Genomic DNA, 25,442 nt, shown 5'->3' on the forward strand with positions numbered 1-25,442 from the left:
AGTGTCGCGCTAAAGTATACGGCCTCATTCTGCAGTGGGAAAGAGCTTCTGTGCATCCGTTCCCGTGGCAACTGCGGCTGCGAGCAGCATGCGGGCTTGGGGTGCGCGGAGGTTGCCGGAGGGGATGACGCCGGCATCGGCAAGCGTGGCACCGCCACCGGCGCCGCCGTAGATGCCCTCAACGGGCCCGTGATCCACGCGGGTAGTAAGCACGACGGGAACGGACTTGGCGGCTTCCACGGCGGCATTAGCCAGATCGGGGCCGATATTTCCTGAACCCATGCCCTCAATGACGATGGCCTGTGCGCCCTTGGCCAAGGATTGCTCAATGAGATCCGCTGGGGCGCCGGGGTAGGCGGCGATGATGTCCACGCGGACATCGCCAAGCGGAGCGTACTTCAGCGGATCGGGGCGTTCTGGGAATTTCTCCTGGCTGTTGGTAGCAAAGCCATCGGCCTTTTCCGTATCAGATTTGAACGCGCCGCGGGCGGGGATAACCTTGCCGCCAAAGGCGATGAATGCGCCGTGGCCGGCATAGTCCGGGTTGGTGACAGTCTCTACCGCGGTAGCGAGGTTTTCTGGGCCGTCTGGATCATCGTCATCGAACGGGCGCATTGCGCCGGTGAGTACGACGGGTTTATCGCTGTCGTGGAAAGTATCGAGCGCAATGGCGGTTTCTTCCATGGAATCGGTGCCGTGGGTGACGATTACGCCATCGACGTCATCGCGCTCTAGCTGCTCTTGTACGGCGGTGATGATTTTATCGGTATCGGCCAAGGTCATCGCGGAAGAATCCAGGTTGGCAATGTCTTTGACCTCAAGTTCCAACTTGTCTTTGTTGAACTCGGAGTACAGCGGGTCCACCAAGTCAGAGCCCTTGACGGTGGGCACCACCGCGCCCTTGTCATCGTGGGTGCTGGCGATGGTGCCGCCGGTAGAAAGCACCACCACATGCCCCTCGATTTCGGAGCGCTGCTTGGCGTGGGAGCCGCTTGATTTGGTGGAAGTGGTGGAAGAGCTTGTGGCGGAGCTGCTGGCGCTGCTGGAGCTGGTAGCGGAACTAGAACTCGATGCCGTGGAAGATGCTTCTGAGGTCTTTTCCGCGGAGGTAGAAGAAGAGGTAGTCGTCGGCGTAGCCGAAGCCTCATCTTTATCCTCCTGGTTGGCCGGGTTCTGGCAGGAGGCCAGCAGCAGTGCGGAGGCAACTAAAGCGGCGGAGTACTGCACCTTGCGGCGCAGGCGTGGGTTAGACATATCAACTCATTTCTCTAGCGTGGTCTCTGTAACCAATTTAATACCACGCTGGTGCGCGGGCGCCGCGCAAAAGAAAATGTGCTGAAAAATTAATCCACGTGCTGGTAGTGCGGTGCCACGATGAGCGGCTTCGGGGAATATTCGCCGCGCAGCTCGCGCAAGATATTGGCGTGCTCGGCCAAGCGGATATCTTCTTCCGTCTGTGGGGTAAAGGTGCGCGCGGTCAGCGGCTGCCCGTCGCGGTCCAGGGCAATATAGGCCACGGTGGCGTGAATGGCGGTGTTGAGGTTATCGCGGCCGCCGCGGGGATCGCCGGCGCGGACGTGGATGGACATCTGCATGGAGCGGCGGTCCGTGCGCATCATGCGGGCATCGACCTCAATGAGATCGCCGATGGAAATGGGCTTATAAAAGCGGATGCCACCGGCATAGACGGCGACGGTGCGCTCGCCGGACCACTCCATGGTGCAGGCGGTGCCGGCCTCGTCGATCCACTGCATCGCGGTGCCGCCATGCACCTTGCCGCCCCAGTTGACGTCGGTGGGCTTGGCCAAAAAGCGGTTGACCATGCGCGGGGCATCGGAAGGCCCATCGTAGGTCTGCTTATCCATCTCGAGCTCGATGGCCTTGCGCAGCTCGATGCGGGATTTCGCGGCCTCGGCCACGCGCAGGTGCTCATCGGTATCGGGCACGAAGGTGGGCACCGGGGTGGTCTTATCGCTTTCGGGGTCCTTGGCCACGAAGATGACTAGGCAATCGCAAGCGCGGGTGAAAATGCCCTCGCGGGGATCAGCAGACAGCACTTCGTTGATGATGTGCATGGAGGACCGGCCGGTCATCGCGATGCGCGAGCGCACCTCCACGATGTGCCCGGAGGGAATGGGCCGGGTGAAGTGGATATGGCCCACATAGGCGGTCACGCAGTACTGCCCGGACCACTGCACGGCGCAGGCGTAGGCGGCCTTATCGATCCACTCCAGCACGCGTCCGCCATTGATGCCGGGGGCGCCGGCCATGGTGACATCGGTTGGCGATGCCATAAAGCGCAGCGTCAGGGTAGGGGACTTTTGGGTTTCCGCAGCAGCGTCAGTAGGTGACATAAACAATAAGATAACAGTAGCTATGCTGTGGCTATGCCTAAACCCGTAGATCCCGCCGCCACGCGCGCGGCCGTCATCGCCATCAAGGACTGGATTCAGGACCCGGACGGGCAACAAAAGCCAGGCAGGGCCCTGCTTGCCGATGCCGTCCGTCGCACCGCCCGCACCCTCGAGGCCGACGCGCCGGGGCATTCGGTGGAGCTGCGCGTACCCCCATTTGTTGCGGTGCAGTGCATTGAAGGCCCCCGTCACACGCGCGGCACCCCACCCAATGTGGTGGAAATGGATGCGGAGACCTGGCTGCGTTTGGCCACCGGTGTCACGGACTGGGACGAGGTCAAAAACACAGGTCGCGTTGATGCTTCCGGGTCGCGTTCAGGGGAGATTGCACAGTGGCTGCCGATTATTCCGTTAGTTTTCGACGGCCCAACGCGCTAATATAAACGCCGTGGTAGAAGTACATACTCCTAGTATCACTGACCTTGACGATCGTAACGAGGAGGAACCCCGCGAAGAGTGTGGCGTCTTTGGCGTCTGGGCTCCCGGGGAGGAAGTCTCCAAACTTACCTACTTTGGCCTTTTTGCTCTCCAGCACCGCGGCCAAGAAGCCGCCGGCATTGCGGTGGGCGATGATGACCGCATCGTCGTCTTCAAAGACATGGGCCTAGTGGCCAATATTTTCGATGAATCGACCCTTTCTGCCTTAAACGGCAATGTGGCGGTGGGCCATACGCGCTATTCCACGGCCGGTGGCAAGGAATGGTCCAACGTGCAGCCAATGTTTTCCACCTCCTCTACGGGCGTGGATATTGCCTTGGGCCACAACGGCAACCTGGTCAATTACCTCGAGCTGCGCGCAGAGGCCGTCGAGCGCGGCCTGATTAAGCCGCACGAGGAATCGGTTTCTGACTCGATGTGCTTGTCCATGCTGCTTGCCGATGGCGTCGATGACACCACCTCCGTCTTCGACTCCGCCCGCGAGCTCCTGCCGCGGGTGAAGGGCGCATTCTGCTTGACCTTTACCGATGGCCACACCATGTACGCCGCGCGCGACCCGCAAGGCGTGCGCCCGCTGGTGCTGGGCCGACTGGCCAAGGGCTGGGTCGTTGCCTCCGAAACCTGCGCGTTGGATATCTGTGGCGCGCAATTTATTCGCGAAATCGAGCCGGGCGAGCTCGTCGCCATCGATGAGGCGGGCATCCGCTCTGAAAACTTCGCGCCCGTCAAGCGCAGCGGCTGCGTTTTCGAGTACGTGTACTTGGCCCGCCCGGATAGCGATATCAAGGGCCGCTCCGTCAACGCCTCCCGCGTGGAGATCGGCCGCCGCCTGGCCCGCGAATACCCGGTTGAGGATGCAGACCTGGTCATCCCCGTACCGGAATCCGGCAACCCGGCCGCGGTGGGCTACGCCCGCGAATCCGGCATCACCTTCGCCCACGGCTTGGTGAAAAACGCGTATGTGGGCCGCACCTTTATTCAGCCCACGCAGACCCTGCGCCAGCTGGGTATCCGGCTAAAGCTCAACCCGTTGCGCGAGGTCATCGACGGCAAAAAGCTCGTCGTGGTGGATGATTCCATCGTGCGAGGCAATACCCAGCACGCGCTTATCCGCATGCTGCGCGAGGCCGGCGCCGCCGAGGTCCACGTGCGGATTGCCTCCCCGCCGGTGAAGTGGCCGTGCTTTTACGGCATCGACTTCGCTTCGCCCGGCGAGCTCATTGCCAACGCCAGTCCGTCCGATGACCCGGAAGAGATTTGCTCCACCATCTGCGAGACCATCGGCGCTGACTCTTTGGGCTTTGTCTCCATCGATGAAATGGTCGCCGCCACAGAGCAGCCTCGCTCCGAGCTGTGCACCGCCTGCTTCTCCGGCGATTACCCCCTTGGCCTTCCCGCCGGAAACCCCAATGCCGATGCCGTGCGCACCCTGCTCGGAACCCAATAAAAACACTTAAGGAACTTTCAAAAACATGAGTGACAACACCTACGCCGCAGCCGGCGTCAATATCGAAGAAGGCGACCGCGCGGTAAGCCTATTTGCCCCACACGCCAAGCGCGCCACCCGCCCGGAGGTCATGGGCGGCCTCGGCGGCTTTGCGGGGCTCTTCAAGCTGGGCGATTACAAGGAACCCATCCTCGCCGCTGGCTCCGATGGCGTGGGCACCAAGCTCGCCGTTGCGCAGGCCATGGATAAGCACGACACCATCGGCATCGATCTGGTGGCCATGTGCGTCGATGACCTAGTCGTCTGCGGCGCCGAGCCACTATTCCTGCAGGACTACATCGCCGTGGGCAAGGTCGTGCCGGAAAAGGTAGCCGAGGTAGTTAAGGGCATTGCCGAGGGCTGCGTGCAGGCAGGCGCTGCGCTGCTCGGCGGCGAGACCGCCGAACACCCAGGCATGATGGGGGAGAACGAATACGACGTCTCCGCTACCGCCGTCGGCGTGGTTGAGGCCGATGGCGTGTTGGGCCCAGACAACGTGCGCGAGGGCGATGTACTCATCGCCATGGGCTCGTCTGGGCTGCACTCCAATGGCTACTCGCTCGCGCGCCACGTCTTGCTGGAGCAGGCGGGCATGCCGCTAGACGGGTACGTGGAAGAGCTCGGCCGCCCGCTAGGGGAGGAGCTTTTGGAACCCACTCGCATCTACGCCAAGGAATGCTTGGCGCTGGCGCAGGAATGCTCCGTATCCACCTTCTGCCACGTCACCGGCGGCGGGTTGGCCGGCAATCTGGAGCGCGTTATTCCAGAGGGCCTGAGCGCTGAGGTCAACCGCTCCACGTGGAATCCGGGCCAGATCTTTAAGCTCATCTCGTCCATGGGCAAGGTCGAGCTGGCGGAGATGGAAAAGACCTTCAACATGGGCGTGGGCATGATTGCCGTGGTCAATCCGGAGGACCGTGACCGCGCCTTGGCCATGCTCACCGCCCGCCACATCGACGCGTGGGAGCTGGGCAGCGTCCGCGAAGCAGACGGCGAAGAACCGCGCGTTATCATGCAGGGCGAACACTCAAACTTCTAGGTACAAGAGGAAGGCCTTAGGTTAAAAACCTAAGGCCTTTTGTGGATTTATCCGGCGAGCGGAAGATTAGCGCTCGTCGTCGTTGTCCTCATCCCATTCGTCGACATACTCGGCGTAGGGATCATCCTCTTCGTAGTCGTGGGAGTCACCCTCCTGCTGAGCAGCGAGTTCCCGCTGAAGGGACTCGATATCCATCTCGGGTGAGTTGTACTTGAGCTGGCGTGCAACTTTGGTCTGCTTTGCCTTAGCGCGTCCGCGTCCCATGTGCATGACCCCCTTGGGCTAGTAGGGCGCTCCAGGGATTCTTGGGCGCCCCATCGGCTTGTCAATTGTGTATCTTCCTGTAAGACACAATAGCGCGTGTGACGAAAAAATTCCGCACCGGCCCCCCGATGAGTGGAAAATCTACCGCCCGCGCAGCCGGTTTACCGCCTCGCGCCCGGCCTTGGGGCCCTCATCTTCGGGGATGGAGGATGCATCAATCGACGCCGCGGTATCGCCGATTTCCAATGTGCCTGCATCCAGCGCAGAACGCTTTACTAGACCCAAGGCGATGGGGCCGAAGTCGCAGTCATCCACGATGGTTCCAATGCGACCTACCTTACGGCCATTGAATGTAATGTCATCGCCCACATTCGGCCTCTCCGGCGCGGATCCGTCCAAGTGGAGGAGCACCAAGAGGCGAGGAGAGCGGCCCAGGTTCTCCACGCGGGCCACGGTTTCCTGGCCGCGGTAGCAGCCCTTATTCAGGTGTACGTGGGCGGGGTTAGCATCGCTGCGGCTAATCCACTGCGGAACCTCGTGCGGGATGGATTTCTTATCCAAATCTGCGGCGAGCTCCGGCTCGCGGGCGCGCACGCGCTCGGCGGTAAAGGCCATGAGCCCGGCAAGCCGCGCGCCCTCTGCCTCTAGGGCGGCCATGGATTCCACCAACTGTTCGCGCGGAATGCCCAGGTCAATGCGCCTGATTCCCGGCCACTGCACCTCGCGGGAAAAGACTACGGTGGGTGAGGTGGGAATATCGGGTTCACCCAGCAATGTCACGATCGCGATATCTGCTTCTTCGACCGTGACCTCGGACCAAAAGACCATCTTGGTTAAAAAGTCTTGGGCAGACTCGAACTGCGCGGCGGGCAGGTCGAGGTAGAAGTCCTCGCCCGCGCGGGTGATATCCATGTGGTGCAAAATGTGGCCTTGGATATCCAGGTCGAGGGCACCGGCGGAGAAGCCGGAGGGGGCATCGTCAAGCTTCTGCGTGAGCAGGTTATTAAGAAATCCCGGCGCATCCGCCCCGCTGACACGCAGCGCGCGGCGCTGCGAGCGGTCGATGGCGATGGTCCCGGTCTCGGCCGCACGCTGTTCCCCGAGGGGATTGCCATAGTGCCAGGCCACACCTTGGGCATCGAGTACAGTCGCGTCCTGGTGCTCGGCGGCACCGGCGCGTTGAAGAAGTGGCGAAGAATAACTCACATCTACCGATGGTAGGGCATAATCGAGTCTATGAAACCCTCCCCGCGAAAAGAGCCGGTCATCTACGTCGTGGACCCCTTTGGTGGGTCGGTGCGCAAGCATTCGCCCTCCCTGCCGCTGGTTTATGCCGATGATGCCGCCGTGACCCGCGGCGATGGCATCTTTGAATCGCTTCTGGTCCGCGGCGGCAAGGCGGCCAATCTCGCCCGCCACGCGCAGCGCTTTCGCGATTCGGCGCGTGCGCTCGACCTGCCGGAACCGCCGATGCACAAGTGGGAGGAGGCGACCCGGCTGGCGATTGCGGATTATTGCGGCGGCGATACCGAGCTTCCTGATGCCAAATGTACCTGGACCTATACCCGCGGCCGAGCCTCGACCGGCGTGCCCACCGCGTGGGTGACGGTGCAGCCGCTTGGCGATGCCCCGCTTCGCCAACGCACCACCGGCGTTACCGTCCTGACGAGCCCGCGCTTGTGGCACGTGGCCGAAGAGCTACCGGCTAAGACGCTCAACTACGCCGCGACGATGGCGATGCTGCGCATAGCAAAGGACAAGGGGTACGACGATCTCATCTTGACGGATCCGGATACCGGCGAGATTTTAGAGGGCGCTACGTCCACCGTGGTCGCGGTGCGGGGAAACAAGCTGCGCACCGCTGCTGGCCGCGGAATCTTGCCAGGTACCACGCAGGCAGCCCTCTTTGACTACGCCCAAGACCGCGGCTACCGCTGCAAGGCCAAGCCGCTGACGGTGGAGTACCTGGAAAAGTCCGATTCGGTGTGGCTGGTCTCTTCCGTGCGCGTGGCGGTGCGGGTGACCAAGCTCAATGAGAAAACGTTAAAAGCCCCGGATAACGAGGAAGAAATCCGGAGCCTTATCGATGCCGCGCTAGGGGCTTAGCCGACTTTGCTTAGCCGGCGATGCGGGTGAGCTCGGCGGACATGTAGGGGCGCATTTCGCCATCGACCATGCGCTCATCTACCCAGCCCAGGTTGTTATTGGGCATGAGGCCGTACATACGCTTGCCGGGGCCCAGGTTCTTTGGGCCGGTCTCGGTGACCATGGTGGAGGCGGACTCGAGCTGCCATGCGCGCTCGTTGAAGGGCTCGCCGTAGAAGATCTCTACGATGCCGGTAGAAGAGGTGTAGGTGACCTCGATTTCATCCTTGGCGGAGATGCGCCAGAAACCGGTCTCGCGGGTAGACGGGCCCTGCGGCTTGCCCTCGGTATCGATCTTCCAGGTGCGCGAGCTAAAGGTCAGGTAGTTCTCGCCGTCGTGGGCGATGACCAACTGCTGGCCAAAGGTGTATTCGGAGCCGTCGGTGTCGTGGGCCTGGCCCTCGCCCTGCCAGACGCCGACGAGGGGGAGAAGGCCCAGCAAGCCATCGTGCAGCGACGGGCCCTGGCGCAGGTTGGCGGTGTCTGCAGGGACAGGGACATCGCCAAGCTCGATGGCAGGAATATTGTGGCTGGCCGCATCCTTCCACTGCTCGGCAGCTTGGTTGACCGCATCATTGCCATTGAGTGCCCCGGAGGTGTTTTCCGGGTGGGACGCAGCGGCGGTCTCGACGTTCGGGGTATTGGTATTCTCGTTATTTTCGCTCATGGGCGTCCAGCCTAGTCGTGCCGGGGGTGCTTTAACTACTAGACTGGTCCGTTGTGCATGCGCTGATGATTTCCAATCCCAATTCGACCTCGCAATCCAACGGGCTCTTTCGCCAGATCGTGCCCGCCCTGCGGGCCGTAGAAGGCATGCACCTATTGGTGAAATTCACCCATTACCCAGGGCATGCAGAAGACATCGTTCGGGGGATAACCAGGGATGATTATGATGTCATCATTGCCGTGGGCGGCGATGGCACCGTCAACGAGATTGTCAATGGCCTGCTGGGCCCAGCCGGTGAAGATATCCCCAGCCCGCACGAGGTGCCGGCGCTCGCCGTCATCCCCACCGGGTCCGCGAATGTCTTCGTCCGTGCCCTCGGCTTTCCCAATACGCCGGTCGAGGCCACCCACGTTTTGGCCCGCATGCTAGAGCGCGATCTGCGCCGCACCATTTACCTGGGCACCTGGAACGAACGCTGGTTTGCCGTCAACGCCGGTTTTGGCATGGATGCGGACGTCCTCGCGCGCGTGGACCGCGCCCGTGAACAAGGCTTTTCCGCCACCCCGCTGCGCTACCTCAACGTGGCCATTCGGGCTTGGTTGCGGGCTCGCCGCAACCCGCCACAGATCACGGTGCACGCGGAATCCCGCTTGGGGCAGACGCTTCATAAGAAGGATTTCCCACTCTTGTTTACGTCTAATACCAACCCCTGGACTTTCTTGGGCCCCTTGCCGGTGGTGACCAACCCGCGCAATTCCTTTGATGAGGGGCTGGCGCTTTTCGGCCTGGAAAAGCTCAGTGGCGTGCGTGGGGTCATCGGCCTGCTGCACCTCTTTGGTGCCGATAAGCACGGCTGGCTCAAGCGGCTGGTGAAGGAGAAGACCCTAGGCTTTGATGATGCCAAGCGCGTCGAACTCGATTGCCACTCCCCGCAGCGCTTCCAGGCCGATGGCGAATCCGAGGGGACCTTCCGCCACGTGACGCTGACCTCTGTGGCCGATGCCATCGAGGTCTACGCGCCGCAAGACAGGCGGCAGGTGGCCCAGCGCTCCGTGCAGGAAGTGCTGCGGGACTTTATTCGCCTTCGTTAGGATTCGTCCTCATCTGGGGCAGGACCTACCTTATTGGCGGTATCGGCCGCCTTCTTTTCGGCCTCTTCAACGGCCCGTTGCTCCGAACCCTCGATTTCCAGCGGGGATAGCTGAGCCATCTGGACCTTGATATTGCGGCGCTGGACCTCAAAGTAAAGGGTTCCGCCCTGCAGCCTTACCATCGTGGCCTGCGCCGGCAGCGGGAGCTCGCGCGTATCGAAGTTGAGGGAAAACGCCTCCTTGAGGCGCGGATCATCGGTGCCGTAGACCTCCATGCGAAACTCCGGGCCCACTAGCCGCAGCGTGACCATCGCGGTGGACTTTTCCTTATCGCCGGGCAGGGTGCCGGTAAGCTCTGCCTCGGCAGAAACGCCGCCGGAGGGCGAAATATCATCCGGGTTGGCAATGGAGAGATCGGTAATGCCCAGAAGGCGCCCTAACGCCACGCCGTCCAGGGAAATGCCGCGCGAATATGTGGATACGGGCGCGCCTTCAATATCGCCGTTTACTACCTGCTCAGGGGTAACGGTGATATCGCGCAGCACGGTCGAGGCATTGACCATGCCCAGCTTGGGAACCTCCACGTCGAGCGCCTTGACCTGCAAGTAGGGGATTTCTTTAGAGCCTGCCGCCAACAGGTACGGGGTGCCGCCGATATACACCTGGGGGGAGTTTTCCAGCCGCGAGTTCTCCTTTACCTCCTGGGCAATCTTGTGCTCAGAATGCATGGCCACGCAGGCATCGGCCACCCATGCGGCAAAGACCACGCCCACCAGGATGAGGACGTGGACAATGCGCCGGTCGACTTTGACTACACTCACGCCTTCAAATTTAGCCTACGTATTATGGACACCATGAATATCACCGAAGAAAACCTCCCCGCCTCCCCAGAGCTGGCGGGCAGCCTGGAAGAACTGGCAGCGCACGCGGAAAAGGCCGATGGTATCGCCCCGCTTTCGGAGCAATTCCTCAACGGCCTGCGCGATGAGCGCCTGCACCATAAGCACTTGGTTGCCTGGCTGGACGGCGAACCCATTGGCGTATCGAGTCGCGAGGATTCCACCGCGGAACTTTTTATTGCCCCAGACTATCGCGGCACGGGCTATGGCACCGCGCTTTACGATGCCACCGCTAACGCCACCACCAATCTCGAGACCTGGGCACATGGCAATGGCAAACCGGCTCAAGCCTTGGCTGAATCCCGCGACTTGAATGTCACCCGCACCCTTGTGGTCATGGGCATCGATGGCAGCGATCTAGATAGCGCGGCGCACGTAGGCGAGCTGCCGCTGCAGGCCGCTAATTACAGCGAGGCGGTGGACAAGTGGGGCAAGGACACCGTGGAAAGCGAGTGGCTGCGCGTTAATAACGAGGCCTTTTCTTGGCACCCAGAGCAAGGCGGCTGGGATTTAGAGCGCCTGCACCGCGGCATGGAGGCCGAGTGGTTTGATCCCCGGGATGTCTTGTTCTTCTGGGACGAGAAAGAGCGGGGGCACCCGACCCTGGCCGGTTTCCACTGGACCAAGTGGCACGAGGAGGAAGATCCCGGTTTTGGCGAGGTCTACGTGGTGGGCCTTGCGGAGGCGTACCGCGGCCAAAAATTAGGCGGACCATTGCTGCAGATTGGCCTGCGCCGCATGGTAGAAAAGGGAGCTCAGCGGGTTATTTTGTACGTGGAAGCGGACAATGAACCGGCACTGAAGGCCTACAAGCGCCTAGGCTTTTCCGTTGATGAAGAGCATGTCGTCTGGGGCTAGTGTGATTAAGGTCATGTCAACTTTCTAGCTTGTTCATTAATTGTTTACCTCACGGCACCCTGCTGGTTAATTCCTCCGGTTAGCTTTACTGATTGTGAGAAAGCCGCACCTGCGCACCTGCACCCCGCTTCCGAAGAGCGGACGTGGGATGTAAGTTCCCCTTTTTTATGGGGATGCGGTTTCCTCGGACAATCAATCTCTGATCTGCACCGGAAAGGGTTTTCCCGTGATTCGCAACTTCAAGCGCTCTGCCGCTATCTTCGGCCTCGTGGTCGCTACCTCTACCGCTCTCGTAGCTTGTTCTGAGGACACCTCCTCTGACTCCTCGGGTTCCTCCGACGGCAGCGGCGTCGCTGGCGAGCTTGTTGGTGAGGGCGCATCCTCCCAGCAGAACGCAATGTCCTACTTCGGCACCGCCTTCGCAGAGGACAACCCAGACGCAAACCTGTCCTACACCGCTTCCGGTTCCGGTAAGGGTGTTGAGGCTTTCATCAACGGCCAGGCAGACTTCGCTGGTTCTGACTCCCCGTTGAAGGAAGACGACGGCCAGATTGAGGCCGCCAAGGAGCGTTGCGACGGCAACGACGCATGGCACCTGCCTTCCACCATCGGCCCGGTTGCCATTGCTTATAACCTGGGTGACCAAGAGATCAACCTCTCCACCGATACCATTGCCAAGATCTTCAAGGGCGAGATCAAGAAGTGGAACGACGAGGCCATCGCCGCTGATAACGAGGGCGCAGACCTGCCGGACACCGACATCCACGTCATCTTCCGCTCTGACGAGTCCGGTACCTCCGATAACTTCCAGAAGTTCCTGAACGCCTCCACCGGTAACTGGGACGGCGAAGGCAAGCAGTTCCCTGACGCTGTAGGTGAGGGCGCAAACGGTTCCTCCGGCGTTGCTGACCAGGTAGCAAACATCGAGGGTGCCATCACCTACGTTGAGGCCGGCTTCGCTGACCAGAAGGAAGCTGACGGCGTCAAGAAGGCCAAGATCGACTTTGGCAACGGCCCGGTTGAGCTGAATGACGACACCGTCAACAAGGCACTGGAGAACCTGGAGTTCAAGGACACCGCTTCTGAGAACGACATGGTCGTTGACTCCAAGGCTCTCTTCGCTTCCGATGTTGAGGGTGCATACCCGCTCATCCTGACCACCTACAACATCGTCTGCTCCGCTGGCTACGATGACGAGACCGCTGAATTGGTCAAGACCTTCTTCAACGACGTTCTGGATCACCAGGATGACCAGTTGGCAGAGCAGGGCTTCATCCCAGTTAAGGGTGACCACCTTGACCGCCTGAAGAGCGCTGTTGACGCACTGCAGTAACGCGTAAACCCCGCTTTACCTCGCGAAATCACATTCCGCCCGCCCCCACTGCCGCCCTCGAGACGCGCTTTGGGGGCGCAGGCATGTACATCGCATGTCCCTTTGTTCCACTTCAAATAAGGATTAATACGTCTCATGGCAGACAATAATCTCACCCAGGCATCGACCTCGGAGGCCCTTCCCGTCTCTGGCGCCGAACAGCCTCATACCCGTGGCGATAATGAGACTGACTTGGCTACCTCCAGCTCCGGTAGCTCCGTCAAGCGCCCCGGTGACCGCATTTTCGAATTCCTCTCCACGGCCTCTGCCACGCTGATTACCGTGATGATCGCGGCGATTGCCGCCTTCCTCATCTGGCGTGCCGTCCCCGCGCTCAGCGTGAACGAGAATGGCCTACTGGGCTTTTTCACCCACGGTGAACGCTGGGAGACCACCGATACTTCTGCGATGAAGTTCGGTATCCCGACCATGTTCGGCACCACCGTCCTCATCTCGGTATTCGCGCTGATTCTGGCCATGCCAGTCGCGCTTGCGATTGCCATCTTCTTGTCCAACTACGCCCCGGCCCGCTTGGTTAAGCCACTGGGTTTCTTGGTGGACATGCTGGCCGCAGTGCCGTCCATCGTCTACGGCCTGTGGGGTTGGCAGGTCCTTGGCCCAGCCCTGTCCAGTTTCTACACCTGGATGGAGTCCTGGGCCGGTGGGTTCTTCCTGTTTACTCATTACGATAATTCGCCCGCCTTTGCTACCGGCCGCAACCTCTTCACCGGTGGCATCGTGCTCGCCGTGATGATTTTGCCGATTATCGCCGCCACCGCCCGCGAGGTCTTCGTGCAAACGCCTCCGGGCCAGATCGAGTCCGCCTTGGCACTGGGCGCTACGCGCTGGGAAGTCATCCGCATGACCGTCCTGCCCTTCGGCATGTCCGGCTACGTCGCCGGCTCCATGCTGGGCTTGGGCCGCGCTCTGGGTGAGACCATGGCGCTGTACATGGTGGTCTCGCCCCTGGTGGACTTCCGCTTCTCGCTTTTCGATGGCGGTACCACTTTCGCCACGGCCATCGCCCTCGCGGCCGCCGAGTTCGGTAACGAGACGCGCGCCGGTGCCTATATCGCCGCCGGTTTGATGCTGTTCTTGCTGACGTTTGTCGTCAACGCCATTGCCCGCGCCATCGTGAAGAGCAAGTAAGGAAGGACAACAATGACTACTACGACAAATAACAAGCCCGCCTCCGCTGGTGGGGCAACCTTCCTGGACATCTCCGGTTCCCGCAAGGCGGCTAATAGCATTGCCACCGTCGTTGTATGGGGCGCTATGGCTTTGGCGATGGTCCCTCTGATCTGGGTGCTGTGGGAGCTCATTGCTCGCGGTAGCGGCGTGATTTTCTCCGCTGACTGGTGGACGCTGTCCCAGCGTGGCGTGATGAATAGCGCCGAAGGCGGCGGTGCCGCCCACGCCATCGTCGGTACCTTCGTGCAAACCGCCCTGGCTTCCATCCTCTCCATCCCGATCGGTATCTTCACCGCCATCTACTTGGTGGAATACTCTAAGGGTGGCTGGCTCGGCCGCATCACCACGTTCATGGTGGACATCCTGTCCGGCGTGCCCTCCATCGTGGCCGCGCTATTCATCTTCGCCATGTGGATCACGCTCTTCGGCTTTGGACGTTCCGGCTTTGCCGTCGCCCTGTCCTTGGTCCTATTGATGATCCCCATCGTGGTGCGCAATACCGAAGAGATGCTGCGCGTGGTTCCCATGGACCTTCGCGAGGCCTCCTATGCCCTCGGCGTGCCCAAGTGGAAGACCATTGCACGCATCGTGCTGCCGACAGCCCTGTCCGGCATCGTGACCGGCATCATGCTGGCCATTGCTCGCGTGATGGGTGAATCCTCGCCAGTGCTGGTCTTGGTTGGTTCCTCCTCGGTCATCAACTGGGATGCGTTTAAGGGCTCGCAGTCCTCACTGCCGCTGATGATGCTTGATATGTACAAGGCGGGCGCGCAGCCTGCCGTGCTGGATAAGCTGTGGGGCGCAGCGCTGACGCTGGTTATCCTCATCGCCATCCTCAATATTGCGGCGCGAGTAATTTCCGCGAAGTTCTCGGTCAAGAAATAGCCGCACACGATTCCGCCACTTTTACACCCCTCAAGAGGAGAAACCTCCACAATGTCTAAGCTCGAGCTCAATGACGTCGATATTTTCTACGGCGATTTTCACGCCGTACAGAACGTAAATATGCAGATCCCGGCACAGGCCGTGACCGCCTTCATCGGCCCGTCCGGCTGCGGTAAGTCCACCGTGCTGCGCACCTTGAACCGCATGCACGAGGTCATCCCTGGTGCATCCGTCAAGGGCGAGATCCTGCTCGATGGCACCAATATCTACGGGCCCAAGGTCGACCCAGTTTCCGTGCGCAATACCATCGGCATGGTATTCCAGAAGGCTAACCCATTTCCCACCATGTCCATCGAGGACAACGTGGTTGCTGGCCTGAAGCTGTCTGGTGAAAAGAATAAGAAGAAGCTCAAGGAAGTAGCCGAACAGTCCCTGCGCGGCGCTAACCTCTGGGACGAGGTCAAGGACCGCCTGGATAAGCCGGGCGGCGGCCTCTCCGGCGGTCAGCAGCAGCGCCTGTGCATCGCCCGCGCGATTGCCGTGGAACCAGAAGTGCTGCTGATGGACGAGCCCTGCTCTGCTCTGGACCCGATTTCCACCTTGGCCGTGGAGGATCTTATCCACGAGCTGAAGGAAAACTTCACGATTGTCATCGTGACCCACAACATGCAGCAGGCCGCCCGCGTGTCCGATAAGACCGGCTTCTTCTCCCTAGAAGCTACCGGCAAGCCGGGACACCTGGTGGAGTTCGATGAAACCACCCGAATCTTTGAGAACCCTTCCCAGAAGGAAACCGAAGACTACATCTCTGGCCGCTTCGGCTAAAGGTAGACTCTGATTGTCCGAAAAGGGCGGTACCTCCAGCGCAGGAAGGTACCGCCCTTGTGGCAGTTTTATTAGCGTTTATTAGCGGCGGAATTGGCGCTCTAATTCGCTCATGCGGGCCTCGAACTCGGCGTCCTTTTGGTCCTCTTGGAGCTTTCTTTCAAACTCTTCTGGCAATAGGCCGGTGGCAAAGTAAATGATGCGCCCAGCCACGGAGACGCAGTGGTCCGCGTAGCGCTCGTAGTAGCGGGTAATCTGCGCCGTCTCTACGGCCTGGCGCACTGTTCCTTCCCAGTCGCGCTGGGTGAGGATGCGCAGCAGGTGGTGGTTAATATCGTCCACCGCATCATCATCGGAACGCAGGTTGACGGAGAGCTCGGCATCAGGGGTGACCAAAATATCGTGCACCACCGAACCCATTTCCTGGGTCAGGCGGAACATCTCTTCCATGAATCCGAGGTATTCAGCGGGCACGACGGCCTCAGGGTGGCGGCGGCGCGCGGCATCGGCAATGTGCTGGGCTAGTTGGCCCATGCGGAAAAGATCCTCAACGATGTAGATGGAAGAGACCACCTGGCGCAGATCCTGGGCCATGGGATTTTCTAGAGCCAGAAGCTTTACCGCGCGTTCGGAGCAGCGGGAGCGAATCTCATCGAGTTCCTCGGTGAGGCTAAGCGCTTCCTCCGCGGGTTCCAGGGCGCAATCGAGCAGCGCCTGGGAGGCCTGATCCATGATGGTGCGGACGGTATCGCACATGACGATGAGGTCGTGCGAGAAGTTGTCCAGATGTTCACGGTAGGCAGTACGCATGCAGGAAATGATAGCTCACAAACCGCGCAAATGCTTGCTGAGTCACACCAGTGTGGGTTTAGCCGCCGGAGTTATAAATATCAGCGCCGACCGGAACGAATTCATCCTCGGGGTCATCGAGCCAGCCATCGGGAAGCGCGACCTTGGAGGGCGAGCCCTGGCGCCCGCGCGCACCATCGGCATCGGCAGCCAAAGCATCAGAATCCGCCCAGGGAGCCAGCAATTTGCGCAGGCTCTCTAAGGAATCCACCTTGGCCAAGCCGGCGCGCACCTGCCCGCCGACGGGGAAGCCACGCAGGTACCAGCCAATGTGCTTGCGGATGTCCCTGGATGCGTGGTCCTCGCCCTCATGCTGCGCGAGCAGTTCCGCGTGGCGAAGAATAACCTGGGTGACTTCGCCCAAGGTGGGCTCGGCGGGGATCGACTCGCCGCGCAGGGCGGCGCCCAGCTCCGCGAAAAGCCACGGCCGGCCCAGGCAGCCGCGGCCCACCTGCACGCCATCACAGCCGGTGGCCTCCATCATGCGGCGGGCGTCATCGGCGCGGAAAATATCGCCATTGCCCAGCACCGGAACGCCGGTGTCCGCGAGGTGCTCCTTGAGCCGGGCGATCTCATCCCACCTAGCATCGCCGGAATAACGTTGCGCGGCCGTGCGCCCGTGCAAGGTAACGGCGGCGGCGCCGGAATCCACGGCAATGCGCCCGGCGTCGAGGTGCGTATGGTGCTCGTCATCAATGCCCACGCGCATCTTCACCGTGACGGGGATATTCGTGCCCTCGGTGGCCTTGACGGCGGCGGAGACGATATTGCCAAAGAGGCGGCGCTTATAAGGCAGGGCAGAGCCGCCGCCACGCCTGGTTACCTTGGGAACGGGGCAGCCAAAGTTCATGTCGATGTGGTCAGCCAAATTCTCATCCACGATGATCTTGGCTGCTTTATAGGTGTATTCCGGATCCACCGTATAAATCTGCAGGGAACGCGGATCTTCCTCCGGGGCAAAGGTGGTCATGTGCATGGTTTTCTCGTTGCGCTCCACTAGGGCGCGCGCGGTGACCATCTCGCAGACATACAAGCCCGACACCGTTCCGGTGCGGGCCAGCTCCTGTTCCCGGCACAACGTGCGGAAGGCGACGTTGGTTACCCCCGCCATGGGGGCGAGGATGACGGGGGAGGAGAGGTCATAGTTTCCAATGCGCAAATTCACGCCCTAATTGTGCTCGTTAACGGCGGAATTTAGCAACTAGCAGCAAGGTGGTGGTTACCGAGGATTCCCATGATTGGGGTGAATGTCACAAAATGATGGTGGCGAAAACGTTAATTTTCGCTACTGTGGTCTGTGTAACTAAATTGGGTGGGCCGTAGCACCGGTCTACTCGTATATGAAGGAGGATGACAGTTGTCCGATAGAATCGCATACGCCCCGTTTGAGAAGCTCGTAGTTTCTGCAGAGGAGGCTGCGAAGTACGTCAACAATGGTGACCGCGTAGGAATCTCCGGCTTCACCGGTGCAGGTTACCCCAAGGGTTTGCCTACCGCCATTGCAGATAAGGCGAAGGCGCTGCACGACAAGGGCGAAGAGTTCAAGATTGACCTCTTCTCCGGTGCTTCTACCGCCCCTGACTGCGACGGTGTTTTGGCAGAGGCAGAGGCCATTAACTTCCGCTCCCCATATAACTCCGACCCGCTGCTGCGTAAGCAATTCAACGACGGCACCGCGCTCTACCAGGATATTCACCTGTCCCACCTGGGCCAGCAGGTAGAAGAGGGCTTCTATGGTGACTTCCAGGTAGCCATCATCGAGGCCGTACGCATTACTGAGGAAGGCAATATCGTGCCGTCCTCCGCAGTGGGCAATAACCTCGAGTTCGTCGAGGCTGCAGACAAGATCATCATTGAGATCAACGAGTGGCAGTCCGAGAACCTCGAAGGCATGCACGACATCTACCGCATCGACAAGCTGCCTAACCGCCAGCCCATCCCGATTAACAAGCCGGGCGACCGCATTGGTACCACCTACATGGAGATCCCGGAGGAGAAGGTCGTGGCAGTTGTCAAGACCAACTCGGCCGACCGTAACGCTCCATTCCGCGAGCCGGACGAGACCTCTGAGAAGATCGCCGCTAACTTCATCGAGTTCTTGGAGGGCGAGGTTGCCGCAGGCCGCCTCGAGTACGACAAGTTCATCATGCAGTCCGGCGTGGGTAACGTGCCGAACGCCGTGATGGCGGGCCTTCTGGACTCCAAGTTCGAAAACATTCAGGCATATACCGAGGTTATCCAGGACGGCATGCTGGACCTTATCGATGCCGGCAAGATGACCGTGGCTTCTGCAACCTCCTTCGCGCTGTCGCCGGAGTACGCAGAAAAGATGAACGCGGAAGCAGACCGCTACCGCAACCACATCATCCTGCGCCCGCAGCAGATTTCTAACCACCCTGAGGTCATCCGCCGCGTCGGCTTGATTTCTTCCAACGGCATGATCGAGGGAGATATCTACGGCAACATTAACTCCACCAACGTGTCCGGTTCCCGCATCATGAACGGCACCGGTGGCTCTGGTGACTTCACCCGTAACGCGTACATCTCCACCTTCGTGTCCCCGTCCATCGCGAAGGATGGCGCCATCTCCGCTCTGGTTCCGTTCGTATCCCACACGGACCACACCGAGCACGACACCATGGTCATCATCACCGAATACGGTGTGGCTGACCTGCGTGGCTTGGCTCCAAAGCAGCGCGTAGAGAAGATCATCGCCGTGGCTCACCCGGACTACCGTCCGCTGTTGGAGGAGTATTACGAGCGTGCGAAGGAAAACAAGTTCCAGCACACCCCGCACGACTTGAAGACTGCCTTCGACTTCCAGGTTAACTTCATGGAAAAGGGTGACATGCGCGGTTAATCTCCACCGCCATGGCAAAGGAGGGCCTCCCGGCTGGGAAGCCCTCCTTCTGCTTTGTTTGGATACTCTCAGGCGAGGGGTGAATTAGGAGATCTAAAAGTCAACACGCTAATATAGAGCGACGTTGGGCCTTTAGCTCAGTTGGTAGAGCTACGGACTTTTAATCCGCAGGTCGTGGGTTCGATCCCCACAGGGCCCACATCAGGAGCCGCCTTCGGGCGGCTCCTTTTCTAGTTTTTCACGAGCTTCTTAATGGCGTGCATAGCCTCCGCTAGCTTCTCCTTAGCCACCTCGCCGTCCTCGGCCGCTGCACCGGCCACACAGTGCTCTATGTGGTCTTCTAAGAGCGCGAGAGAGACGTTCTCTAGCGCGGATGTCACCGCCGAGATTTGGGTGATGATATCGATGCAGTATTGGTCCTCATCGACCATGCGATGAATCCCGCGCGCCTGGCCTTCGATGCGCTTCAGGCGCGCCAGATAACGCGCTTTGCTCTTACTATCGGCGTTGTATCCGTGGATATCCGGCTCGTGGCAGGAACAGGTTTTCTGCTGCTCAGACATGGTTAAAACTCCTTCTGGGGGAGCGATTTTGTTTCTTGGTGATGTCTCCAGTATATTTCTAGAAGTCGCCAAGAAGCGACTGGCCCCCATCGTCTAGCGGCCTAGGACACTGCCCTTTCACGGCAGCGGCACGGGTTCGAATCCCGTTGGGGGTACCAACACCTTTGTGTTGGTACGAAATAATTTCTCATTTGGCCTTGTGGCGCAGTTGGTTAGCGCGCCGCCCTGTCACGGCGGAGGTCGCGGGTTCAAGTCCCGTCAAGGTCGCATTCTGAACAGTACACGCTTCGGCGGGTACTGTTCTTTTTTGGTTTTGCAGGCTGCTTGCTGATGCCACCTCAGCATCACTGGGGCATCAGCAAGCGGCGGAAAAACGGCGTTGTAGTGCTGATTTGTGTTGTTTCTAGGCGCCTGTGTAAAGTAATTACCCGTGCCCAAGGGGCACACAAAACTGAAAATGGCCTTGTGGCGCAGTTGGTTAGCGCGCCGCCCTGTCACGGCGGAGGTCGCGGGTTCAAGTCCCGTCAAGGTCGCGGAAACCTTCGGGTTTCTGGCCAGATAGCTCAGTCGGTAGAGCACACGCCTGAAAAGTGTGGGGTCGCCAGTTCGATCCTGGCTCTGGCCACAACTATGGTCCCTCCTTATTATCAAGGAGGGGCCATTTTTGGTTTAATGGGGGACATGGAAAAAGCAATTTCTCATCAAACCGATTTGTCCCGTTTCGTGCTTACCGTTGATGGTGTGGAAGCGGGAATCTGCGAATACGTAGATTCCGGCGATACCCGCGAGTTCAACCACACGGTCATCGGGGACGACTTCCGCGGTCAGGGCTTGTCCTCCCCGCTGATTAAGGAGGCCCTCGATGAAACCCGGGCTGCCGGCATGAAGGTCATCGCCACCTGCTCTGCCGTGGCGCACTTTATGGACAAGAACCCCGAATACCAGGATCTGCTGCGCGGTTAAGCACAGCAAAAAGCGGCCCACACAAGACTGTGGGCCGCTTTTAGTCTATTTAGATGTAGTAGTCCGGATCCACGAGCTTGACCCGCTCATGCCTATTTGAAGGCCGATTCTTGGCGGGGATGCCCACGGCGATGTGATCGGCCGGTACATCCTTCGTGACAACGGCATTGGCACCGATGGCGGAACCGGCCCCGATGGTGATGGGGCCTAAGACCTTGGCGCCCGCGCCGATGGTGACGTTATCTTCCACCGTGGGGTGGCGCTTGGTCTGGGTGAGCACCTGACCGCCGAGCGTCACGCCGTGGTAGAGCATGACGCCATCGCCAATTTCCGCGGTTTCGCCGATGACAATGCCCATCCCGTGGTCGATGAAGAAGCAGCGCCCGATGGTGGCGCCTGGGTGGATCTCGATGCCGGTAAAAAAGCGATTAATTTGGGCCAGGATGCGCGCAGGGCCCCGCAGGCCGCGCTTCCACAGCCAGTGGGACACGCGGTGCGACCAGATGGCGTGCAGGCCGGAATAGACGATCGCGTTTTCAACGTCGCCACGGGCAGCTGGGTCATGGTCGCGGGCATTGGCTAAATCTTCGCGGATATATTTAATAATGCTCATGCGGACTATAATACTGGTCACAAAAAGGCACCCGCCAAGCTTGACGGGTGCCTTTTATTCATGGACTAGGTTGCGGGGCTAGTTATGCCTCGCGGATGTCCTCGAAAAGAACGGTGGAAACGTAGCGCTCACCAAAGTCCGGCAGGACAACGACGATGGTCTTGCCCTCGAACTCGGGGCGCTCAGCCAGCTTCAGCGCGGCGGAGAGGTTTGCACCGGCGGAAATGCCAACCAGCAGGCCTTCCTCGGTAGCAAGGTCGCGGGAAAGCTTGATGGACTCCTCGAGGGAAGCGGTCAGGACCTCATCCAGCTGCTCGCGGTCGAGCACGTCCGGCACGAAGTTGGCGCCTAGGCCCTGGATCTTGTGCGGACCTGCCTGGCCTTCAGACAGCACAGGGGAGTCAGCCGGCTCAACGGCTGCGAGGTAAACGTCTGGGTTCTTGGACTTTAGGTAGCGACCTGCACCGGTGATGGTGCCGCCAGTGCCGACGCCTGCGACGAAGGCATCGACATTGCCCTCGGCGTCGTCCCAGATCTCCGGGCCGGTGGTGGCCTCGTGGATCTTGGGGTTGGCCTCGTTAGCGAACTGGGAAGCCAAGATGGCGTTGTCGCGCTCGGCGACGATCTCGTTGGCCTTATCAACCGCACCCTGCATTCCGGCAGCGCCCGGGGTCAGGATGATTTCTGCACCGTATGCGCGAAGCAGGACCTTGCGCTCATTGGACATGGTCTCTGGCATGGTGAGGACAACGTCGTAGCCCAAGGTTGCGCCGGCCAGTGCTAGGGCAATGCCGGTATTACCGGAGGTAGCTTCAACGATGGTGCCGCCCGGCTTCAGGTCACCGGATTCCTCAGCGGCCTTGATGATGGCGAGGCCGATGCGGTCCTTCACGGAGTTACCAGGGTTAAAGGACTCCACCTTGGCCAGCACGGTGGCACCCTTACCCTCAGCCAAGCGGTTGATGCGGATAAGTGGGGTACCGCCGATGGTCTCTAGGACATTGTTGTAAATAGCCATTTATTAGGACTCCTTTGGGAATCATATTCGTGGTCAAATCAGGTACAAGCGCAAGGATACACTATTTAAGTAGACAGAGTGGTATATTTATTACAGACAACCCATTCGGGCATGGAATGTGGGATTCACGGCCGCGGAGACGAAGGGACGATTTCGAATTACCCCCACTTGCTGTCTATAATTCCACGTAGTTACCCGCTGCTCCCCGAGTTTTCGGGGATATCGGGTGCACCTACTTGGTTACCCCCGACGAGGAAAGAGTCTCATGGAGTCGCATCGCCTCAAAGATGATGAAGAATCTGTACGCGCGGCACTGTCGTCTCTCAAAACCGCCACCGGAATCCCAGTGACGATGTACGCAACATTATTGGCGGATAATCGCCTGCAAATTACCCAGTGGGTGGGCCTGCGTACGCCGGCGCTGCAGAATCTGCTTATCGATGCCGGCGTGGGCGTCGGCGGGCGCGTCATCACCACCCGCCGCGCGGTGGGCGTATCGGACTACACGCGTGCCACCACCATTTCCCACGAGAACGACAGCGTAATCCAAGACGAAGGCCTGCACTCGATCGTGGCCGTACCCGTTACCGTGCAGCGTGAAATCCGGGGAGTGCTTTACGTTGGCGTACATTCCCCTGTGCGCTTGGGGGATAAGGTCATCGAGGAAGTAACGATGACGGCCCGGACCCTAGAGCAAGATCTCGCGGTCAACTCCGCGATGCGCCGCGCCGATGGTGGAAAGGGAGGTGCGTCCCGCGGCCATGCGATGAACGGTGCGGAATGGGAACAGGTTCGTTCCACCCACTCCAAGCTGCGCATGCTGGCCAACCGCGTCGAGGACGAGGAGTTGCGCAAGGAACTCGAGGCGCTCTGCGATCAGATGGTCTCTCCCGTGCGCGTGAAGCAATCAACCAAGCTTTCCGCCCGCGAGCTCGACGTCCTCTCCTGCGTGGCACTCGGCCACACCAACGTGGAAGCGGCGGAAGAAATGGGAATTGGCGCCGAAACCGTCAAGTCCTACCTACGCTCCGTGATGCGCAAGTTGGGGGCGCACACTCGCTACGAAGCCGTCAATGCCGCCCGCCGGATCGGCGCGTTGCCCTGATAACCGGTAGCGTAGAAAGCTGTGAAAGATCAGTTTATTGTTTCCGGCGGTGCCCGTCTTGCAGGCACCGTCAAAGTAGATGGCGCCAAAAACAGCGTCCTTAAGCTCATGGCCGCCGCGTTGCTGGCGGAGGGGACGACGACGCTGACCAATTGCCCAGAGATTCTGGACGTACCTTTGATGAAAAAGGTACTCGAAGGCTTGGGCTGCGAGGTGACAATCGATGGCAGCACCGTCCGCATTACTACCCCTGCGACGCCGCAATCGAACGCGGACTTTGATGCGGTTCGCCAATTTAGGGCATCGGTATGCGTCTTAGGCCCACTAACCTCGCGCTGCGGGCATGCAAAGGTTGCGCTGCCCGGTGGTGACGCCATTGGCTCTCGCCCGCTTGATATGCACCAGACCGGCTTGGAAAAACTCGGCGCCACCACCCGCATTGAACACGGCGCCGTGGTCGCTGAGGCCTCCGAGCTTCGCGGTTCCACCATCCGTTTGGACTTTCCTTCCGTTGGTGCAACGGAAAACATTTTGACCGCCGCCGTCTTGGCTGAGGGCACCACCGTCCTCCACAACGCCGCCCGCGAGCCCGAGATCGTTGACCTGTGCGAGATGATGAAATCCATGGGCGCCAATATCGAAGGCGAAGGCACCTCCGAGGTCACCATCCACGGCGTGGACCGGCTTAACCCAACGGAGCACGAGGTCATCGGTGACCGCATCGTGGCAGGCACCTGGGCTTATGCCGCAGCCATGACACAAGGCGATATCACAGTCGGCGGCATTGCTCCGCGCCACTTGCACCTTCCGCTGGAAAAGCTGAAGTCCGCCGGTGCAGAGATTGAAACCTATGAAAACGGCTTCCGCGTGCGTATGGATAAGCGCCCTACCGCTGTGGATTACCAGACGTTGCCTTTCCCAGGCTTTCCGACGGACCTCCAGCCCATGGCCATCGGCATTTCCTCCATCGCCGAAGGGACCACCGTGATCACGGAGAACGTCTTTGAATCCCGGTTCCGCTTCGTCGACGAAATGCTGCGCTTGGGTGCCGATGCCCAAGTAGACGGTCATCATGTGGTGGTGCGCGGAAAGGAGCATCTTTCCTCTACGCATGTGTGGAGCTCCGATATCCGCGCAGGAGCTGGCCTGGTGCTTTCCGCACTCTGCGCCGACGAAGCCACGACCGTTCACGATGTCTTCCATATCGACCGCGGCTATCCCCACTTTGTGGAGAACCTTTCACGGCTTGGAGCCACCATCGAAAGGACGCAGGAAGAAGAAATCTTCTAATTAACCTTCCCCCAGTATGCATTTTTGCGGTGTGTGCTGGGGATTTGTGTGTTTTTCGGGGTTGGGTGTAACTTTATCGAAGTCGCCGAGAGGTAGCCGGTTGGTTACTTTTGAGTGACTTTTTGTACTGACTTGGTTCGAGGATTTGACTTGGTTCAGGTTGTTGGGTAAGTTGGTACGAGCCGCCAACGAGAGGTTAACGTTTGGTTAATTTTCTTGTGGTGTGTGGATGTTGTTTGAGAACTCAATAGTGTGCCAATGTACTTATTTTTTATTTTTGTGTGCATGGTTGTGTGTTGATTGGTCTGTTGGCCGGCAAGCTTAAAGTTGGTTTGTTGGTTGGTGTGTGCCGGTAGGGTATGTGAAGCATGTACCTTTTTGAATACTGTTTAGTGTTTCGGCTGCATTGATGGATTGGTTGGCATGTGATTGTGTTCAATTTTTTGTCTCCCTTTTTTGTGCCCCGTCGGGTTGGGGAGGCAGTGATTTTTTCTTTGTAGTAATTTTTGGACGCCAGCATGAGCCTTTATTGGTTTGTGGTGGTTTGTTCTTTTGGTTAGGTTTGGGCTTTTCACGGCCTATTTCAGGTTATTGTTCTGAAATTTTT

Annotated in this window: 26 protein-coding genes and 5 tRNA genes; 20 read left to right on the plus strand and 11 right to left on the minus strand. The window is 59.6% G+C overall.

The window, feature by feature from the left end; translation table 11 throughout:
• Window positions 1-24: 24 nt before the first annotated feature.
• The gene (locus tag QP970_RS02330; RefSeq protein WP_023023840.1) at window positions 25-1,254 is read right to left on the minus strand and encodes an asparaginase; all 1,230 of its coding nucleotides are present in this window, start codon (window positions 1,252-1,254) and stop codon (window positions 25-27) included.
• Window positions 1,255-1,343: 89 nt separating this feature from the next.
• Complete coding sequence (locus tag QP970_RS02335) at window positions 1,344-2,354, minus strand: acyl-CoA thioesterase (protein WP_023023838.1); 1,011 nt, start codon at window positions 2,352-2,354, stop codon at window positions 1,344-1,346.
• A 33-nt stretch (window positions 2,355-2,387) separates the two neighbouring features.
• On the opposite strand from QP970_RS02335, the gene QP970_RS02340 reads away from it, so the two are divergent.
• Genes QP970_RS02340 through purM form a run of 3 tightly spaced genes read left to right on the plus strand, consistent with a single transcriptional unit; the run spans window position 2,388 to window position 5,377 of the window.
• On the plus strand, window positions 2,388-2,792 hold the full coding sequence (locus tag QP970_RS02340; protein ID WP_023023837.1) for a sterol carrier family protein: 405 nt from the start codon (window positions 2,388-2,390) through the stop codon (window positions 2,790-2,792).
• A gap of 10 nt (window positions 2,793-2,802) precedes the next feature.
• On the plus strand, window positions 2,803-4,299 hold the full coding sequence (purF, locus tag QP970_RS02345) for an amidophosphoribosyltransferase (RefSeq protein ID WP_023023835.1): 1,497 nt from the start codon (window positions 2,803-2,805) through the stop codon (window positions 4,297-4,299).
• A gap of 25 nt (window positions 4,300-4,324) precedes the next feature.
• The gene (gene purM / locus QP970_RS02350) at window positions 4,325-5,377 is read left to right on the plus strand and encodes a phosphoribosylformylglycinamidine cyclo-ligase (protein ID WP_023023832.1); all 1,053 of its coding nucleotides are present in this window, start codon (window positions 4,325-4,327) and stop codon (window positions 5,375-5,377) included.
• A 66-nt stretch (window positions 5,378-5,443) separates the two neighbouring features.
• On the opposite strand, the gene QP970_RS02355 is transcribed toward purM, so the two are convergent.
• Both QP970_RS02355 and ygfZ read right to left on the minus strand, forming a co-directional pair.
• Window positions 5,444-5,641, minus strand: coding sequence for a DUF3073 domain-containing protein (locus QP970_RS02355; RefSeq protein ID WP_023023830.1), 198 nt, complete (start codon window positions 5,639-5,641; stop codon window positions 5,444-5,446).
• 141 nt (window positions 5,642-5,782) lie between these two features.
• Window positions 5,783-6,847 (minus strand): CAF17-like 4Fe-4S cluster assembly/insertion protein YgfZ, encoded by a 1,065-nt coding sequence (gene ygfZ / locus QP970_RS02360; protein ID WP_284869481.1) that lies wholly within the window; start codon window positions 6,845-6,847, stop codon window positions 5,783-5,785.
• 30 nt (window positions 6,848-6,877) lie between these two features.
• Here ygfZ and QP970_RS02365 point away from each other — a divergent pair, with 30 nt between their 5' ends.
• The gene (locus tag QP970_RS02365) at window positions 6,878-7,747 is read left to right on the plus strand and encodes an aminodeoxychorismate lyase (RefSeq protein ID WP_284869482.1); all 870 of its coding nucleotides are present in this window, start codon (window positions 6,878-6,880) and stop codon (window positions 7,745-7,747) included.
• Window positions 7,748-7,757: 10 nt separating this feature from the next.
• Here QP970_RS02365 and QP970_RS02370 read toward each other — a convergent pair whose 3' ends face one another.
• Entirely contained in the window at window positions 7,758-8,453 is a 696-nt protein-coding gene (locus tag QP970_RS02370) for a heme-binding beta-barrel domain-containing protein (protein WP_284869483.1), read from the minus strand.
• Window positions 8,454-8,506: 53 nt separating this feature from the next.
• On the opposite strand from QP970_RS02370, the gene QP970_RS02375 reads away from it, so the two are divergent.
• Window positions 8,507-9,544, plus strand: coding sequence for a diacylglycerol/lipid kinase family protein (locus tag QP970_RS02375; protein ID WP_156904627.1), 1,038 nt, complete (start codon window positions 8,507-8,509; stop codon window positions 9,542-9,544).
• Here the strand turns inward: QP970_RS02375 and QP970_RS02380 are convergent.
• On the minus strand, window positions 9,541-10,365 hold the full coding sequence (locus QP970_RS02380; RefSeq protein WP_023023819.1) for an LmeA family phospholipid-binding protein: 825 nt from the start codon (window positions 10,363-10,365) through the stop codon (window positions 9,541-9,543). The two genes, QP970_RS02375 and QP970_RS02380, sit on opposite strands and share 4 nt — an antisense overlap.
• 33 nt (window positions 10,366-10,398) lie before the next feature.
• Between QP970_RS02380 and mshD the strand changes: the two genes are divergently transcribed.
• The 5 genes from mshD (at window position 10,399) to pstB (ending at window position 15,574) form a co-directional block, all read left to right on the plus strand.
• Window positions 10,399-11,301: a mycothiol synthase gene (gene mshD / locus QP970_RS02385; RefSeq protein WP_284869484.1), complete on the plus strand. Its 903-nt coding sequence runs from the start codon at window positions 10,399-10,401 to the stop codon at window positions 11,299-11,301.
• Between the two features lie 226 nt (window positions 11,302-11,527).
• On the plus strand, window positions 11,528-12,634 hold the full coding sequence (gene pstS, locus QP970_RS02390; RefSeq protein WP_023023815.1) for a phosphate ABC transporter substrate-binding protein PstS: 1,107 nt from the start codon (window positions 11,528-11,530) through the stop codon (window positions 12,632-12,634).
• Between the two features lie 135 nt (window positions 12,635-12,769).
• Complete coding sequence (pstC, locus tag QP970_RS02395) at window positions 12,770-13,822, plus strand: phosphate ABC transporter permease subunit PstC (protein WP_023023813.1); 1,053 nt, start codon at window positions 12,770-12,772, stop codon at window positions 13,820-13,822.
• Window positions 13,823-13,834: 12 nt separating this feature from the next.
• The gene (gene pstA, locus QP970_RS02400) at window positions 13,835-14,749 is read left to right on the plus strand and encodes a phosphate ABC transporter permease PstA (protein ID WP_023023811.1); all 915 of its coding nucleotides are present in this window, start codon (window positions 13,835-13,837) and stop codon (window positions 14,747-14,749) included.
• A gap of 51 nt (window positions 14,750-14,800) precedes the next feature.
• Window positions 14,801-15,574 (plus strand): phosphate ABC transporter ATP-binding protein PstB, encoded by a 774-nt coding sequence (gene pstB, locus QP970_RS02405; protein ID WP_005279626.1) that lies wholly within the window; start codon window positions 14,801-14,803, stop codon window positions 15,572-15,574.
• A gap of 81 nt (window positions 15,575-15,655) precedes the next feature.
• Here pstB and phoU read toward each other — a convergent pair whose 3' ends face one another.
• Both phoU and dusB read right to left on the minus strand, forming a co-directional pair.
• Complete coding sequence (gene phoU, locus QP970_RS02410; RefSeq protein ID WP_023023809.1) at window positions 15,656-16,384, minus strand: phosphate signaling complex protein PhoU; 729 nt, start codon at window positions 16,382-16,384, stop codon at window positions 15,656-15,658.
• Window positions 16,385-16,442: 58 nt separating this feature from the next.
• Window positions 16,443-17,588 (minus strand): tRNA dihydrouridine synthase DusB, encoded by a 1,146-nt coding sequence (dusB, locus tag QP970_RS02415; RefSeq protein WP_284869487.1) that lies wholly within the window; start codon window positions 17,586-17,588, stop codon window positions 16,443-16,445.
• A gap of 192 nt (window positions 17,589-17,780) precedes the next feature.
• Between dusB and scpC the strand changes: the two genes are divergently transcribed.
• Both scpC and QP970_RS02425 read left to right on the plus strand, forming a co-directional pair.
• The gene (gene scpC / locus QP970_RS02420; protein WP_023023806.1) at window positions 17,781-19,283 is read left to right on the plus strand and encodes a succinyl-CoA:acetate CoA-transferase ScpC; all 1,503 of its coding nucleotides are present in this window, start codon (window positions 17,781-17,783) and stop codon (window positions 19,281-19,283) included.
• Window positions 19,284-19,409: 126 nt separating this feature from the next.
• A tRNA-Lys gene (locus QP970_RS02425) sits at window positions 19,410-19,482 on the plus strand.
• A 31-nt stretch (window positions 19,483-19,513) separates the two neighbouring features.
• Here QP970_RS02425 and QP970_RS02430 read toward each other — a convergent pair.
• On the minus strand, window positions 19,514-19,846 hold the full coding sequence (locus QP970_RS02430; protein WP_023023790.1) for a metal-sensitive transcriptional regulator: 333 nt from the start codon (window positions 19,844-19,846) through the stop codon (window positions 19,514-19,516).
• A gap of 82 nt (window positions 19,847-19,928) precedes the next feature.
• Between QP970_RS02430 and QP970_RS02435 the strand changes: the two genes are divergently transcribed.
• The 5 genes from QP970_RS02435 to QP970_RS02455 all read left to right on the plus strand — a co-directional run bounded on the left by QP970_RS02435 (window position 19,929) and on the right by QP970_RS02455 (window position 20,809).
• Window positions 19,929-20,004: transfer RNA gene (locus tag QP970_RS02435), tRNA-Glu, on the plus strand.
• A gap of 35 nt (window positions 20,005-20,039) precedes the next feature.
• Window positions 20,040-20,113: transfer RNA gene (locus QP970_RS02440), tRNA-Asp, on the plus strand.
• A 192-nt stretch (window positions 20,114-20,305) separates the two neighbouring features.
• Window positions 20,306-20,379, plus strand: a tRNA-Asp gene (locus tag QP970_RS02445).
• 19 nt (window positions 20,380-20,398) lie between these two features.
• Window positions 20,399-20,471: transfer RNA gene (locus tag QP970_RS02450), tRNA-Phe, on the plus strand.
• A 56-nt stretch (window positions 20,472-20,527) separates the two neighbouring features.
• Window positions 20,528-20,809, plus strand: coding sequence for a GNAT family N-acetyltransferase (locus QP970_RS02455; RefSeq protein WP_198010512.1), 282 nt, complete (start codon window positions 20,528-20,530; stop codon window positions 20,807-20,809).
• A gap of 49 nt (window positions 20,810-20,858) precedes the next feature.
• Here the strand turns inward: QP970_RS02455 and epsC are convergent, their stop codons facing one another.
• Complete coding sequence (gene epsC / locus QP970_RS02460) at window positions 20,859-21,422, minus strand: serine O-acetyltransferase EpsC (protein ID WP_034659567.1); 564 nt, start codon at window positions 21,420-21,422, stop codon at window positions 20,859-20,861.
• 82 nt (window positions 21,423-21,504) lie between these two features.
• On the minus strand, window positions 21,505-22,440 hold the full coding sequence (gene cysK / locus QP970_RS02465; RefSeq protein WP_023023783.1) for a cysteine synthase A: 936 nt from the start codon (window positions 22,438-22,440) through the stop codon (window positions 21,505-21,507).
• Between the two features lie 265 nt (window positions 22,441-22,705).
• Here cysK and ramA point away from each other — a divergent pair, with 265 nt between their 5' ends.
• From ramA to QP970_RS02480, 3 genes are all read left to right on the plus strand, one after another.
• Window positions 22,706-23,545 (plus strand): acetate metabolism transcriptional regulator RamA, encoded by an 840-nt coding sequence (ramA, locus tag QP970_RS02470; protein ID WP_005279642.1) that lies wholly within the window; start codon window positions 22,706-22,708, stop codon window positions 23,543-23,545.
• A gap of 21 nt (window positions 23,546-23,566) precedes the next feature.
• Entirely contained in the window at window positions 23,567-24,835 is a 1,269-nt protein-coding gene (gene murA, locus QP970_RS02475) for a UDP-N-acetylglucosamine 1-carboxyvinyltransferase (RefSeq protein WP_023023781.1), read from the plus strand.
• Window positions 24,836-25,244: 409 nt separating this feature from the next.
• Window positions 25,245-25,442: hypothetical protein (locus QP970_RS02480; RefSeq protein WP_284869489.1), on the plus strand; the 198-nt coding region annotated here is incomplete at its 3' end.

It is taken from the genome of Corynebacterium sp. MSK073 (assembly GCF_030232085.1).
GTDB lineage: Bacteria > Actinomycetota > Actinomycetes > Mycobacteriales > Mycobacteriaceae > Corynebacterium.